This window comes from Streptomyces sp. NPDC002133, from assembly GCF_040296405.1.
Classification (GTDB): domain Bacteria; phylum Actinomycetota; class Actinomycetes; order Streptomycetales; family Streptomycetaceae; genus Streptomyces.
Genome location: NZ_JBEOXF010000069.1, coordinates 1 through 14659, shown reverse-complemented (window position 1 = coordinate 14659; position 14659 = coordinate 1). Strand labels below are relative to the sequence as shown.

The window sequence follows — 14659 nt, the reverse complement described above, 5'->3', positions numbered from 1 at the left end:
GGCCACGGGCGGCGTAACGCGGGCGCGGCGCAGCGTGTCGACCGCGGAAAGATTGCCTACATTTCAGACTTATGGGCTATACGAGACTCATGGGCGCTTGGCGCCAGAATTCCAGGACGCCCCGTCTCCTCGGGGCCCTGACGGTCCTCACCACCGTCTCCGCCGCCGTCTCGACCGGAATGCTCGCCCCCGACGGCGCGGCCGCGGCCCCCGCCGCGCCCCCCTTCGAAACGCGCTACGACGCATCCCTGTACGGCGACTTCACGACCATCGGCAGCACGGCCGAACACGGCGGCGGCACCGGCCGGGTCGGAATCCCCGAGGGCGCGCGGGTCGCGTACGCGCGGCTGTTCTGGGGCGGGCACGACGGCACCTACCGCGCCCCGGACGGCGGGCTGCTGCGCCGCTGCGCCCCCTCCGCCGGCGCCCCGCTCGCAGCCACGCCCTCGATCAGGGTCAACCGGAACGAGCCGGTCACGGTCCACGCAACGAACCTCGTCCAGGACGCGCAGTCGGCGCCAGGAGAGCACTACTACACCGGCGAGGCCGACGTCACCGCCGCCTTCAATGACGTCACCGGCTCCGGCACGCCGCTGCCCGTCGCGGTCGACGGCATCTGGACCCCGGCCGGCCCGGGCTGCACCGCGGGCTGGTCCCTGACCGTCGTGTACGCGTACGACGGCCCGGACGAGGCCCACGCCCCCGTACGCCGCACCGTCCGCATCTACGGCGGCCACGCCCTGCAGCGTCCCGCCGCGCCCGCGGCGACCGTCCCGGTGAGCGGCGTCCACCGCTCCCGCGGCCAGGTCCGGGCGTCCGTCACGGCGTACGGGGGTGACGGGAAGAGCACGGACGGCGGCTTCCTCGTGAAGGAGGTCGCGGTACCCGCCGCCTCGGCGACGTTCTCGCTCGGGACGGTCGGCGGCACGGCGGACACGCACCTCGCGTCGGCGGTCGCCCTGTCCGCCCCGGCGCTCGACGTGGAGATCACCAAGACGGCGTCGACGACGACCGCCGAGCCCGGCGACATGGTGACGTACACGATCACGGCGAAGAACCTCGGAGACACCGACCTGACGGACGTCCGGTTCACCGACGACCTGACCGACAACCTCGACGACGCCGTGTACGACGGCGACGCAGCGGCGACGACCGGGAAGGTCAGCTACGCGGAGCCCGAACTCTCGTACGCCGGCGACATCCCGGCCGGACAGTCGGTGACCGTGACGTACTCGGTCACCGTCGGCCCGGCGGGCACCGGGGACGGGTCGCTGCGCAACAGCGTGGTGGAGGAGTCGGAGTGGTCCAACTGCGAGGCGGCCAGCGACGACGCGAAGTGCACGGTGACCCCGGTGATCGTCCACGCGGCGGGGCAGGAGGAACCCCAGGCCGCGGCGGACCCGGCCGAGGAGGCCGCCGACGATTCGATCGGCACCCCGGTCATCGGCACGGATGACGACGTCAGTGACGACCTGGGCGACGACTCGAGCGGCTCGGGTGAGGAGGGCGCGGAGCAGGAGGACCCCGCACCCGCGGACGCGGGCGGACTGCCTGACGAGGAACTGCGCGCCCCCCGGGCCGCCGGAAGCGCCGAGGCCACCGGGAGCCCTGAGGCCCCGGGGAATCCCGTGAGCGCCGGCACCGCCGTCGACACCCGGACCGGCCCCGCCGCCGTCGGGTCCGCGGCCGACACCGCCGGCCCCGACACCGGTGCCGCCATCCACGGCAGCCTGCCCGAGATGGCCGCGACCGGCGTCGCCGTCGAGCGGCTGTGGCTGCTCGGGGGCGTCGCGGTCTCGCTGACCGGCGCCGGGGCGATCGCGCTCGTCGCGACCCGCGAACGGCGCCGGAACCACTGACCGGGCGAGCGTACCCAGTGAGCAATCCGGGTGACCGTGTGGCCGGACTCCGCCGACAAAGTCCGGCCGTACGTTTGAGCGGATACGGGACGGGCTAGGTTTCGCGACATGGTCTCCGAGCACGCTGCCTCCGAGCGCACGGCGCAGGTACTCGTCGCCTCCAACCGCGGTCCGGTCACGTACGCCTTCCGCGAGGACGGCACGCTCGACGCCAGGCGCGGCGGCGGCGGGCTGGTCTCCGGTCTGTCCGCGATCGGCCCGGACGCGGGCGCCCTGTGGGTGTGCGCGGCACTCGGCGACGGCGACCGGGAGGCGGTGCGGCGCGGCGTCGCCGAGCCGGGCGTGCGGATGCTCGACATCGATCCGGCCATTCACGCGGCCGCGTACAACGGCATCGCCAACTCGGTGCTGTGGTTCGTCAACCACATGCTGTACCAGACCCCGCTGGAGCCGGTCTTCGACGCCGAGTTCCGGCGGCAGTGGGTCGCCTACCGCACGTACAACCGGGCCTTCGCGGAGGTGCTCGCGACCGAGGCGGCGCCCGGGGCGGTCGTGCTGATCCAGGACTACCACCTGGCGCTCGCGCCGGGGATGCTCCGCGAGCACCGCCCCGACGTCCGGATCGGGCACTTCTCGCACACGCCGTGGGCACCGCCGGAGTACTTCCGGATGCTGCCGGACGACATCGCGGAGGAACTGCTCCTCGGGATGCTCGGCGCCGACCGGCTGGGGTTCCTGACCTCGCGATGGGCGCGGACGTTCATGCGCACCTGCCCGTCGGTGCTGGGGCCGTACGACGTCGTGCCGTCCTGGCCGAAGGACGAGGCCCCCCACATCACGGTCCGCGGTCCGGGGCCGGCCCGTGGCAGGACCTGGATCGGCGTCCACGGGCTGGGGGCGGACGCCGAGTTCCTGCGGCGGCGCTCGCACGAGACGGACGTCGCCGAGCGGATGGTGGCGCTGCGCGAGCAGGTCGGGCCCGGGCGGAAGACGATCGTGCGGGTCGACAGGACCGAGCTGTCGAAGAACATCGTGCGCGGGCTGCTGGCCTACCGGGCGCTGCTCGACGAGCACCCCGAGTGGCGCGAGCGGGTCGTGCACGTGGCCTTCGCCTACCCCTCGCGCCAGGACCTGACCGTCTACCGCGACTACACGGCGGAGGTCACACGGGTCGCCGAGGAGATCAACGCCCAGTACGGCACGCCCGGCTGGACGCCCGTCGTCCTGCACGTCAAGGACGACTTCGCGCGATCGCTCGCCGCGTACCGGATGGCGGACGTGGCGCTGGTCAACCCGATCCGGGACGGGATGAACCTCGTCGCCAAGGAGATCCCGGTCGTCTCCGACGCGGGCTGCGCGCTGGTGCTGTCGCGGGAGGCGGGGGCTTACGAGGAGCTCCACGACGAGGCCATCGGGGTGAACCCGTACGACGTGGCGGGCACGGCCGCCGCGCTCCACCAGGCGCTGAGCATGTCGGACGGCGAGCGGGCGGAACGCAGCAAACGGCTGGCCGTTGCGGCGACCGCGCTGCCGCCGCAGCAGTGGTTCCTGGACCAGCTACACGCGCTTCAGGCGCTCGGCGAGGGCGGCCAGGAACCCGACGACTTCGGCCGGGCCTGACAGCAGCACGTCGGCGCGCTCGGCCAGCTCGGGGACCTCGGTGCTTCCGCTGCACAGGAGCAGTCCGGGCACGCCGTCGGAGCGGAGCTTCTCGACGGCGGCGTAGGCGGCGAGATCGCCGAGGTCGTCGCCCGCGTACAGGACGGCGCCGGCCTGCTGTTCGCGTGCGTACTCGGAGAACGCGATGCCCTTGTCGATGCCCGGCGGGCGCAGCTCCAGGACGAGCCGGCCGGGTTCGACGATCAGGCCGTGCCGTGCCGCCAGCGTGGCGATGGGCTCGCGCAAGGCCTCGAAGGCGGCCTGCGGGTCCTCGGCGCGGCGTGTGTGGACGGCGACCGCGCGTCCCTTCTCCTCGATCCAGACGCCCTTCCAGGCGCCGATGGCGTCGAGGAAACCGGGCAGCTCGGCGCGTACGGCCTCGACGCCGGGGTGCGGGGCCGACGCCTGCACCGTGCCGCTGACCGCGTCCCAGCGCTCGGCGCCGTAGTGCCCGAGCACGACGAGGTGCTCCAGACCCGGCACGCCGGCGAATCCGCCGTACCGCACGGCGACCCCGGCCGGGCGCCCCGTCACGACGGCGACGGACGCCACGCGCGGCGCGAGCCCGGCGAGCGCGGGGACGGTGCCGGGGTGGGCGCGGGCCTGCTCGGGGTCGGGCACGATCTCCGCGAGCGTCCCGTCGAAATCGAGCCCGACGACGGTCTCCCGCGGCCTCTCGAGGATCGCGGCGAGCCCTTCACGGCCGGCGGACGTGATCGGCTCCGGCAGTACGTGGTCCGAATGGCTGCCCATGTTCCGACCCTATCGGCGCTCGCGCCGGGCGTCCCGGACTCGCCGCAGCCGGTTGACGGTCACGGGGTCGTGCGCCAGCGCACGAGGGTCGTCGAGCAGCGCGTTCAGCACCTGGTAGTAGCGCGTCGGCGACATCCCGAGCCGCTCCCGGATCTCCCGCTCCTTGGCCCCGGGACCGGCCCAGTCGGTCCGCTCCACCCCGAGCACGGCCCGGTCCCGCTCGGACAGCTCGTCGCTATCGGTCATATGAGCAACATAATGCGCGGCAGGTCGGCGGGGGTTTCCTTCCCCACTCACCCCGCCCCTTCCCGAACCGAGGGCTTCGCCCCCGCACCCCCGTGCCCCGTCGCCGGCGGAGCCGACTCCAGCCCGAGGACGGACATCGGGCTCACCGGGCCGGTACCGCTGTCGCCGACCGGCGGGAGGGGGCCCCGGGGGCCGCGCCTCCGGGCCTATTCGGCTGCTTCCGCGTCCGCCGCCTCCGTCGCGATGCGCGTCAGCACCGCCGAGGGATCCCCGCCCGGGGCCACCGCCGCGCCGATGTTCTTCTTCACGCTGACGCTGACCTTGGCCCAGGACGTCTTGCCGAAGGGGTAGAGCTCGGACGTCGGCAGCGCCTCCAGGAACTCGCGGAGGTCCTTGTGGTTCTCGTCCTCCGTCATCGCCTGGCTGGCGCTGATCGTCACCGGCAGGATGTCGTGGCGATCGGAGAATTCCAGGACGTTCGTGTCGTTGTACGCGAAGTCGAGGAAGCGGCCGATCTCCTTGCGGTGGCCCTTCTCCTTGAAGGCCATCATCCAGTCGGCGACGCCCATCGACGCCTTGGCCTTGCCGTCGGAGCCCGGCAGCGGGACCTTGCCGACCTTGACGCCCGCCTTCTCGGCGGCCTGCATCAGCGTCGGGTGGCCGTTGAGCATGCCGACCTCGCCGCGCGTGAACGCCGCGAAGGCATCGGCGCGGTCCAGCTTCCCGGGAGCGACGGGGCCCGTCAGGCCGGGGGTGACAAGGTTGTCCTTCAGCCAGCGGAAGGTCCTGATGTTCGCGTCCGAGTCGATCTCGTACGCGCCGGTGTCGCCCGCCATGTAGCCGCCACCACCGCTGAGCAGCCAGATCATGGTCTCGGCCTGGGACTCCTCGGAGCCGAGCGGCAGCGCGAAGGGGTACTTCACCCCGTTCGCCTTCAGCTTCTCCGCGGCGTCGGAGATCTCCCCCCACGTGGTCGGCGCCTCGATGCCCGCGTCCGTGAAGAGTTCCTCGTTGAAGAACAGCAGGCGCGTGCTGGCGGCGAACGGCATGCCGTACTGGATGCGCTCCACCTGGCCGGCCTCGCTGAGCAGCGGCAGAAAGTTCGCCTGGGTGGGGACCGAGACCAGCTCCTCGGTGCGGTACAGCTTGTCCTGCTTGACGTAGTCGGCGTACGCGCCGATCTGGGCGATGTCCGGGGCGTCGCCGGCCTCGACCATCTCGGCGACCTTGCGGTCGACGTCCTTCCACGAGTACACGTCGACGTCGACCTTGATGCCCGCGTTCCTCGACTCGAACATCCGCGCCAGGTCGTCCCAGTACTTCTGGGACGAGTCGGCCGCACCGGTCCCGTAGTCGGCGGCGACCAGCTTGAGCGTGACGTCACCGTCCTCGCCGGCGACCCCGCACCCCGTGAGCACGGCCGTCATGCCGAGTGCGGCCGCTGCCGCGGTCAGACCGAAGTAGCGCCGCTGCACCGTTCGTTCCCCCACTTTTATTTGTCCGTATGTCTGTTCGTCACGTGCGAACATAGAGGTCTATACCACACGGGCACGCTTCGACAAAACAACGGAAGCCCCGAGCAGTGGACTAGACCTCTCCGGGGTCCGCGCGCGAGACTGTACGCGTGAGACACGTCATCGCCCTCGATGTGGGCGGCACCGGGATGAAAGCCGCCCTCGTGGGGGCGGACGGGGCACTGCTCCACGAGGCGCGGCGCGCGACCGGACGGGAGCGCGGGCCCGATGCGGTCATCGGGACGATCCTCGGCTTCGCCGCGGAGCTACGCGCGTACGGCCGGGAACGGTACGGCGAGAGCGCCGTCGCCGCCGGAGTCGCCGTACCCGGCATCGTCGACGCCGAGGCCGGCATCGCCGTCTACGCGGCGAATCTCGGCTGGCGCGACGTGCCGATGCGCGACCTGCTCGGCGAGCGGCTCGGCGGCGTCCCCGTCGCTCTCGGTCACGACGTCCGCACGGGCGGCCTCGCCGAGGGACGCATCGGCGCGGGCCGGGGCACCGACCGGTTCCTGTTCGTACCGCTCGGCACCGGGATCGCCGGGGCCATCGGCATCGGCGGAGCCATCGAGGCAGGAGCGCACGGGTACGCCGGTGAGATCGGCCATGTCGTCGTGCGGCCCGGCGGGCCGGAGTGCGGCTGCGGGCAGCGCGGCTGTCTGGAGACCCTCGCATCGGCGTCCGCCGTGTCCCGGGCCTGGGCCGCGGCGAGCGGAGACCCGGACGCGGACGCCGCCGACTGCGCCAAGGCCGTCGAGTCCGGCGACGCCGGCGCCGCACGGGTCTGGCAGGAAGCGGTCGACGCGCTCGCCGACGGGCTGGTCACCGCCCTCACCCTGCTGGATCCCCGCACCCTGATCATCGGTGGCGGTCTCGCCGAGGCAGGAGAAACCTTGTTCACACCGCTGCGCACAGCGGTGGAGGCACGGGTCACGTTCCAGAAGCTGCCCGCCATCGTCCCGGCGGCGCTCGGGGACACCGCCGGCTGCCTGGGCGCGGGGCTCCTGGCCTGGGACCTGCTCGACACACACAGCTCACGCGACACGCACGACTCACGCGACACGGACGACTCAGAGTCGACGGACGCTCTCGACACGGAGGTAACCGCCTGATGGCCGACCGGATGGTTCTCACGGGCGCCCGGGTGGTGCTGCCCACCGGCGTCGTCGAGAACGGCAGGGTGATCGTCGACGGGACCCTGCTCGCCGGGCACGCCCCTGCCGACACGCCCTCGACCGACCTCTCCGGCCACTGGCTGGTCCCCGGCTTCGTGGACATGCACAACCACGGCGGCGGCGGGGCGTCCTTCACCTCCGGCACCGCAGACGACGTCCTCACGGGCGTACGGACACACCATCAGCACGGCACGACCACGATGGTCGCCTCCACCGTCACGGGCGACATGGACTTCCTGACCCACCGGGCCGGATTCCTGTCCGAGCTCGTCGAGCAGGGCGACCTCGCCGGCATTCACTTCGAGGGACCGTTCATCTCCCCCTGCCGCAAGGGCGCGCACAGCGAGAAGCTGCTGCGCGACCCCGACCCGGCGGACGTGCGCAAGCTGCTCGACGCCGCGCGCGGCACGGCGAGGATGGTCACCCTCGCCACCGAACTGCCGGGCGGCATCGACTCCGTACGCATGCTCGCCGAGTACGGCGTGATCGCGGCGATCGGGCACACGGACGCGACGTACGAGCAGACGGTGGAGGCGATCGAGGCGGGCGCGACCGTCGCGACCCACCTTTTCAACGCGATGCCGGCCCTCGGACACCGCGCCCCGGGACCGATCGCCGCGCTGCTCGAGGACGAGCGGATCACGGTCGAACTGATCAACGACGGAACGCATCTGCATCCGGCGGCGCTGGAGCTGGCGTTCCACCGCGCGGGCGCGGCCCGGGTCGCGTTCATCACCGACGCGATGGACGCGGCGGGCTTCGGCGACGGGGTCTACCACCTCGGGCCGCTGGAGGTCGAGGTCAGGGACGGGGTCGCCCGGCTGGTGGAGGGCGGTTCGATCGCCGGGTCCACGCTCACCCTGGACACCGCGTTCCGGCGGGCGGCGACCGTCGACCGGCTGCCGGTCGAGGACATCGTGCGGGCGATCTCGGCCAATCCGGCGCGGCTGCTCGGCGTGTACGACAAGGTCGGCTCGCTGGAGCCGGGCAAGGACGCGGACCTGGTGGTGCTGGACGCGGACTTCGCGCTCAAGGGCGTGATGCGCAAGGGCGCGTGGCTGATCGAGCCGTAGCGGAGCCGCGGACGGGGACGTGGAACGGCGCCGACCGGGCCGGGGAACGGCGCGGTGCACGGGGCGGTTGGCCGACGGGGGTCTGGGCCAACCGCCTTCTTTTTGGCATGATCAGGACCCGTCCGACCATGGCAAGTCCATGGCAAGCAGCATGTCCAGCGCGATCTCCGGGGGTGTCAGAAGTGATCCTGACGGTCACGCTGAACACCGCCCTCGACCTCACCTACCGGGTCCCCGCGCTCGTCCCGCACACCTCCCACCGCGTCACCGAGGTCACCGAACGCCCCGGCGGCAAGGGCCTCAACGTCGCCCGCGTCCTCGCGGCGCTCGGCCACGAGGCGGTCGTCACGGGCTTCGCGGGCGGCCCCACGGGCGCGGTCGTGCGCGATCTGCTGGCACCGCTGCCGGTGCGCGACGCACTCGTCCCGGTCGCCGGGACCACGCGCCGCACCCTCGCCGTCGTCGACGCGGCGACCGGCGACACCACCCAGCTCAACGAACCGGGCTCGACCGTCACGGCCGAGGAGTGGGCCGCCTTCCTCGCCACGTACGAGACGCTCCTGCAGCGAGCCGACGCGGTGGCCCTGTGCGGCAGCCTGCCGCCGGGCATCCACGTCGGCGCGTACGCCGAACTGGTCCGCCGGGCCCGGGCGGCCGGCGTCCCCGCCCTGCTGGACACCAGCGGCGAGCCGCTGCGCCGCGGCATCGCGGCCCGCCCCGACCTGGTCAAGCCGAACGCGGACGAGCTCGCCCAGCTCACCGGTTCCCGCGAGCCCCTGCGCGCCACCCACGACGCCCGCCGCCGCGGCGCCCGCACGGTGGTCTCGTCCCTGGGGCCCGACGGCATCCTCGCCGCCACCCCCGACGGCATCTGGCAGGCCGCCCCGCCCGCCAAGGTCCTCGGCAACCCGACCGGCGCGGGCGACTCCGCCGTCGCCGGCCTCCTGTCGGGCCTGGTGGAGTCCCTTTCCTGGCCGGACCGGCTGGCCCGCGCGGTGGCGCTCGCGACGGCGACGGTCCTGGCCCCGGCGGCGGGTGACTTCGACCGGACGTCGTACGAGGACCTGCTGACGAGGGTCACTGTGACGGAGCACGCGCCTGCGGCATGAAGCCGCCTTCGGTGTCCCGCCTGCGGTGCCCGAGAACGCCCCGTCCCGGCGCGCAGGGCAGCGGCCGGGACGGTGACGGAAATCGACGATCGGAAGCCGGAGAGGCGATCACGCCCGCCCGACGATCAGGCGCGCTTGACCTCGAGCCAGTCGAGGATGGCGTCGCACTGGTTGCCCGCCTCGCAGGACAGCTTGAGCTCGTTCTCGCCCTGCTTGAGGGTGACCGGGGCCCAAGTGGTCTGCCAGTTCTTCTCCAGGTTCGGGTCCGAGGAACCGATGAAGTTCTTCAGGCCGATCGGGTTGGTGTTCGGCTTGCCGTTGACCGTCAGGGTCGCGTTGGCGTCCTTGGCGGGGATGGCGTACCGCACGTAGAGCCGGTACTCGCCCTCCTCCTTGAGGGTGGCCTTCCAGGTCACCGACGCGCCGACCGCGTTGAAGCCGGTCACGTACGCGCCGTCCGCGCCCTGGGCGCCCTTGACGTCCTTCGCCAGTGCGGCGGGCGGGCCCAGCCTGAGCGTCGCGGCGTCCTGCTTCGGCAGTTCGGCGGGCTCCTGCCCGCCGCTGCCCTTGGTCGGGTCCTCGCTCGGTCTCACCTGCCCCGCGGGGGCGCCGCTGCTCTGGTTGGCCTGGGGGGTGCGGCCGTCGTCGTCGCCACTGCTCATGACGGCCGCGGTGATGCCGATGACGACCACCGCGACGACCGCTACGGCGCCGATGAGCAGGCCCTTGGTGTTGGGTCCGCGGCCGCGGCCGCGGCCACCGTGGCCATGGCCCGCTGCCGGGACCTGACGGGTGGGTGCGCCACCGGGGTAGGTCTCGGGGGCCGCGTACTGCGCGGTCGGCTGATGCGCGTACTGCTGCTGGGCCTGCGGCGGCTGGCCGTAGGCCTGCTGCTGCGGCACCTGTCCGTACTGGCGCTCGCCGACGGTTCTGACCTGGTTGTACGACGTCCTGGGCACGCCAGGCTGCGCCGCCGCCGGACCGGGGTAGCCGTAGCCGCCCTGACGGGGAGGTGTGGCACCCGCCTGCTGTCCGTCCGCGTACAGGTAGCCGAACGGATCGTCGTCCTCGGGCGTGCTCGCGCCGTTGTTCCCGGCCGTCATCCCTGGGTCACTCCTATCCTTGCTCGCCAGCCGTCGCCGACTGGCCGAGCCTACCCCGTTCGAGCAAACCCAAGGACGTTTCCCGATTGCCGTCCGGTTCCCCCGCGATGGCTATCCGGCCCGCCGGTGCATCTTCGACCGGGAACGCTTCTCGATGTACATCCGCTGGTCAGCGGATTGAAGTACCTCTTCTACGGACATACCGCAGACCGCCCAGCCGATTCCGAAGCTCGCCCCGACCCGCACGGCCCGCCCGTCCACACGGATCGGCGGAATGATCGCGTTCCGCAGGCGTACGGCCAGGTCGGCGGCGTCCGCCGAACCGAGACCGTCGGCGAGGACGACGAATTCGTCACCTCCGAGCCGGGCGACGGTGTCCCCGTCGCGCACACCGGTCGTCAGCCGGCGCGCGACCTCGATGAGGACGGCGTCGCCGGTGTTGTGGCCGAACCGGTCGTTGATCGACTTGAAGCCGTCCAGGTCGCAGAAGAGGACCGCGAGCCCCTTGGTGCCGTCGTCGTGCTCGCTGTCGGGCGCGACGGCGTGCACATGGTGGTCGAAGGGGCCGCCGGTCGCGGGCGCGTCGAAGTCGAAACGGTCGGGCCCGGGGCCTGTCTCGTCGATGCCGCCGTTGTCGTACGCGGGGCGCACGGAGTGCGCGGGATGGGCGGAGTACGCCGCGTCCAGCGCCTCGACCGCGCTGGCCCGCGCCGACAGCTGCGGCCGCTCGCAGATCCGGGCGCTGAGGCGGGCGCGCAGCTCCGCGCTGTTGGGCAGGCCGGTCAGCGAGTCATGGCTGGCCCGGTGCGCGAGCTGCAGTTCGTGGCGCTTGCGCTCCTCGATGTCCTCGACGTGCGTGAGCAGGAACCGCGGGCCGTCGGCGGTGTCCGCGACCACGGAGTTCCGCAGCGAGACCCAGACGTACGTCCCGTCACGGCGGCCGAGGCGCAGCTCCGCCCGGCCGCCCTCGGCGGACGTGCGCAGGAGCGTGCCGATGTCCTCGGGGTGGACGAGGTCGGCGAAGGAGTAGCGGCGCATCGCGGAGGCGGGCCGGCCGAGGAGGCGGCACAGCGCGTCGTTGGTGCGCAGCAGCCGGCCGTGCTGGTCGCCGCCCATCTCGGCGATGGCCATGCCGCTCGGCGCGTACTCGAAGGCCTGGCGGAACGACTCCTCGCTGGCGCGCAGTGCCTGCTGCTCGCGCTCCAGGCGGACCAGCGCGCGCTGCATGTTTGCTCGGAGCCGGGCGTTACTGATCGCAATCGCGGACTGCGACGCGTACATCTGGAGCGCCTCCTGGCCCCAGGCGCCCGGCCGACGGCCGTTACGGGGTTTGTCGACCGAGATGACGCCGACGAGCTCGCGTCCGCCGCCCGAGGCGTACATGGGCGCGTAGAGCCGGTCCTGGGGGTGCCACTCGTCCTCGAAGCGGGGCTCGGGGCCCTCCGTGTACCACTGCGGAACGTCGTCCTCCAGCAGCACCCAGCCCTCGGTGTGCGGGATGAACCGGAGCTCGCCCCAGGCCTCGCCCATGGACAGCCGCCGTTCCCAGGAGGTGCGGGAGCCGACGCGTCCGGTGATCAGGGCCTCGGCCGCGGTGTTCCCGGCGAAGGCGGCGACGACGAGATCCCCGTCGGGGCGCACCAGATTCACGCATGCCAGCTCGTAGCCGAGACCCGCGACGATGCCGTCCGCGACGGTCTGCAGCGTGTCCGCCAGGCTACGGGCCGTGTTGAGGTCCGCCACGACCCGATGCAGCTGCCGCAGGGTCGCAAGACGGACGTACGGCTCCGACTCGGCCTCCATTGCTCGCTCTCCCCGAGACCTCGACAGCTAACGTGACTCCAGGCTTCTCATCGATCCTCTTGGTGCACTGTCCCCGCCACTGAATCACAGCGCGCTGCCCACCCGGTACACAGGGTCAACAAATACCGGGCTCTGTGACTCAAGTCACATCAGATGATGAAGGGTCGGATGGGAGGCCCGGGATGCTTCCGTAGGCTTCTTGAACGCAAATCGGGACCGGGAACGGCACCGGGTCCTAGGACCCCCGCCGGTCGCTCGTGGTCCTCCCGCCCGATGTGGCGGTGGCGAGAGGAGATTAGCGTTCCGGTCGTGCTTCCGACGACTCCCGCTCCCCGCTCCGAGGCCATCCTCCATTCTGAGGGGGTGAGCAACGACGAGTTCCGTGCCGCCATGTCCCGCCTGACGGCGGGGGTGGTGCTGGTGACGGCGCACGAACCCGAGCTGAGCGACGACGGCCCGCGCGGTGACGACGTCGGCATGACCGCAACGGCGTTCATGTCGGTGTCGCTCGACCCGCCCCTGGTGCTCGTGGGCCTGCGCAACGGCTCGCGGATGGACGACCTGCTGGCCGAGCAGCCGTTGTGGGGCGTGTCGGTGCTCTCCGAGAGCCAGCGGCACATCGCCGGCCGGTTCGCCATGAAGGGGCGCATCAGCGACCGGCTCCTCTTCGAGGACATCGCGTACACGCGCGGCGAGGTGTGCGGGTCGCCGCTGGTGGGGGGTGCGCTGGCGGTCCTGGAGTGCCGCACGGAGGAGCGTGTGGAGGCGGGGGACCACACGCTCGTGATCGGTCGCGTGCTGAACGTGGGGTTGCCGAGCGGGGGCGGCAGCCCGCTGACGTACTTCCGGGGCCGCTACCGTCAGCTGGGCTGACGGACGAACCGTTGTGGCACAACCTCCGGTGCCGGTCCGGTGCCGGGCGCCGATCCGGCAGGCCCGCCCCCGTACGGGCCGGCTGTTCGGGGGTTCAGTGGACGTGGGCCCTCGGTTCACCAGTCGCGGCCGCTGCGACCCCGCTTCGTCTCCGCCCGCTGCTTCTTCTCCCGCAGACGGCGCTCGTTGATGCCCCGTGGGATCTTCGTGGCCCGCCGCGGCCGCGGCGGCGGCGCCGTCGCCTCCGCCAGCAGTGCCGCGAGCCGCACCGCCGCCGTCTCACGGTTGCGCCACTGGGAGCGGTGCTCGGACGCCCGTACGGAGACCACTCCACCGACGAGCCGCGACGCGAGGCGCTCCAGGGCACGGGCCTTCCAGACCTCGGGCAGCGCATCCGTCGCCGCGAGGTCGAAGCGGAGCTCCACCTGCGAGTCGCTCGTGTTGACGTGCTGGCCGCCTGGGCCCGACGAGCGCGAGAAACGCCACATGAGCTCGGCCTCCGGGAGGGAGACGGAGCCGCGGATCAGATAGGGCCCGGACATGTGTCCCATCGTCGCGTCCGCGCACGACTCCCGTCACCTTCTTTTCGGGGCATCCTGGGGAACCCGGGCATCTTGGGGAACCCGACGGTCCCCTGTCCGCGTTAGGGAGAGTGACTGCACCTCGACCAGGAAAGGGACCTCCCCATGGCTGTAAGCCTGTCCAAGGGCGGCAACGTCTCGCTCACCAAGGAGGCACCGGGCCTGACCGCCGTCACGGTGGGCCTCGGCTGGGACGTCCGTACCACCACCGGCACCGACTTCGACCTCGACGCATCGGCGATCGCGGTCAACCCCGGCGGAAAGGTCTTCTCGGACGGCCACTTCGTGTTCTTCAACAACAAGTCCACCCCGGACCAGACCATCGTCCACACGGGTGACAACCGGACGGGTGAGGGCGGCGGCGACGACGAGCAGATCAACGTCAACCTGGCGGGTCTGCCGGCCGACGTCGAGAAGATCGTCTTCCCGGTCTCCATCTACGACGCCGAGAACCGCTCCCAGAACTTCGGCCAGGTGCGCAACGCGTACATCCGCATCGTCAACCAGGCCGGCGGCACCGAGATCGCCCGCTACGACCTGAGCGAGGACGCCGCCACCGAGACCGCGATGGTCTTCGGCGAGCTGTACCGCAACGGCGCGGAGTGGAAGTTCCGCGCCGTCGGCCAGGGTTACGCCTCGGGCCTGGTCGGCATCGCCCAGGACTTCGGTGTGAACGTCTGACGAAGGTCCGTTCCTGCTTAAGGACCGAGGGGCCCCGGCCGCCGTCGCGGCCGGGGCCTCCGGCATGCCAGTGCGCGGAACGGGGCTTTCGGCATGTCCGTACGCGGAAGCGGATGACGGGCCAGGGCTTCTCTAAGCCTTGATCCACCGATCTGATGGCTGTGGATGACTCTTCGGGAAACAAGGAAGTGCCTTGTGACCTGCGATGATGGGAGTTCTTGAGGCTTCCA

13 protein-coding genes are annotated in these 14659 nt (G+C 71.9%); 7 read left to right on the top strand and 6 right to left on the bottom strand.

Annotated elements, in window-relative coordinates; translation table 11 throughout:
* The first annotated feature begins 71 nt into the window (after window positions 1-71).
* Complete coding sequence (locus tag ABT078_RS36660; RefSeq protein ID WP_351235708.1) at window positions 72-1859, top strand: DUF7927 domain-containing protein; 1788 nt, start codon at window positions 72-74, stop codon at window positions 1857-1859.
* Between the two features lie 108 nt (window positions 1860-1967).
* Window positions 1968-3479 (top strand): alpha,alpha-trehalose-phosphate synthase (UDP-forming), encoded by a 1512-nt coding sequence (locus tag ABT078_RS36655; protein WP_351235706.1) that lies wholly within the window; start codon window positions 1968-1970, stop codon window positions 3477-3479.
* Here ABT078_RS36655 and otsB read toward each other — a convergent pair.
* The 3 genes from otsB to ABT078_RS36640 form a co-directional block, all read right to left on the bottom strand.
* Entirely contained in the window at window positions 3417-4271 is an 855-nt protein-coding gene (otsB, locus tag ABT078_RS36650; RefSeq protein WP_351235704.1) for a trehalose-phosphatase, read from the bottom strand. The two genes, ABT078_RS36655 and otsB, sit on opposite strands and share 63 nt — an antisense overlap.
* Window positions 4272-4280: 9 nt before the next feature.
* A complete protein-coding gene (locus ABT078_RS36645; RefSeq protein ID WP_351235701.1) occupies window positions 4281-4517 on the bottom strand; it encodes a DUF3263 domain-containing protein in 237 nt (78 codons plus the stop codon).
* A gap of 206 nt (window positions 4518-4723) precedes the next feature.
* Window positions 4724-6046: an ABC transporter substrate-binding protein gene (locus ABT078_RS36640; RefSeq protein WP_502981492.1), complete on the bottom strand. Its 1323-nt coding sequence runs from the start codon at window positions 6044-6046 to the stop codon at window positions 4724-4726.
* A 95-nt stretch (window positions 6047-6141) separates the two neighbouring features.
* On the opposite strand from ABT078_RS36640, the gene ABT078_RS36635 reads away from it, so the two are divergent.
* From ABT078_RS36635 to ABT078_RS36625, 3 genes are all read left to right on the top strand, one after another.
* Entirely contained in the window at window positions 6142-7143 is a 1002-nt protein-coding gene (locus ABT078_RS36635) for an ROK family protein (protein ID WP_351235697.1), read from the top strand.
* On the top strand, window positions 7143-8279 hold the full coding sequence (nagA, locus tag ABT078_RS36630) for an N-acetylglucosamine-6-phosphate deacetylase (protein WP_351235695.1): 1137 nt from the start codon (window positions 7143-7145) through the stop codon (window positions 8277-8279). Before ABT078_RS36635 ends, nagA begins: the two co-directional genes overlap by 1 nt.
* Before the next feature lie 182 nt (window positions 8280-8461).
* Window positions 8462-9388: a 1-phosphofructokinase family hexose kinase gene (locus tag ABT078_RS36625; RefSeq protein ID WP_351235692.1), complete on the top strand. Its 927-nt coding sequence runs from the start codon at window positions 8462-8464 to the stop codon at window positions 9386-9388.
* 125 nt (window positions 9389-9513) lie between these two features.
* Here the strand turns inward: ABT078_RS36625 and ABT078_RS36620 are convergent, their stop codons facing one another.
* Window positions 9514-10491: a CBM35 domain-containing protein gene (locus tag ABT078_RS36620; protein ID WP_351235690.1), complete on the bottom strand. Its 978-nt coding sequence runs from the start codon at window positions 10489-10491 to the stop codon at window positions 9514-9516.
* Window positions 10492-10602: 111 nt separating this feature from the next.
* Window positions 10603-12294 (bottom strand): diguanylate cyclase CdgB, encoded by a 1692-nt coding sequence (cdgB, locus tag ABT078_RS36615; protein ID WP_351235688.1) that lies wholly within the window; start codon window positions 12292-12294, stop codon window positions 10603-10605.
* A gap of 273 nt (window positions 12295-12567) precedes the next feature.
* Here cdgB and ABT078_RS36610 point away from each other — a divergent pair, with 273 nt between their 5' ends.
* Window positions 12568-13167, top strand: coding sequence for a flavin reductase family protein (locus ABT078_RS36610; protein ID WP_502981491.1), 600 nt, complete (start codon window positions 12568-12570; stop codon window positions 13165-13167).
* A gap of 116 nt (window positions 13168-13283) precedes the next feature.
* On the opposite strand, the gene arfB is transcribed toward ABT078_RS36610, so the two are convergent.
* Entirely contained in the window at window positions 13284-13718 is a 435-nt protein-coding gene (gene arfB, locus ABT078_RS36605) for an alternative ribosome rescue aminoacyl-tRNA hydrolase ArfB (protein WP_351235683.1), read from the bottom strand.
* A gap of 135 nt (window positions 13719-13853) precedes the next feature.
* Here arfB and ABT078_RS36600 point away from each other — a divergent pair, with 135 nt between their 5' ends.
* Window positions 13854-14429, top strand: a complete 576-nt coding sequence (locus ABT078_RS36600; protein WP_351235681.1) for a TerD family protein — start codon at window positions 13854-13856, stop codon at window positions 14427-14429.
* Window positions 14430-14659 lie beyond the last annotated feature (230 nt).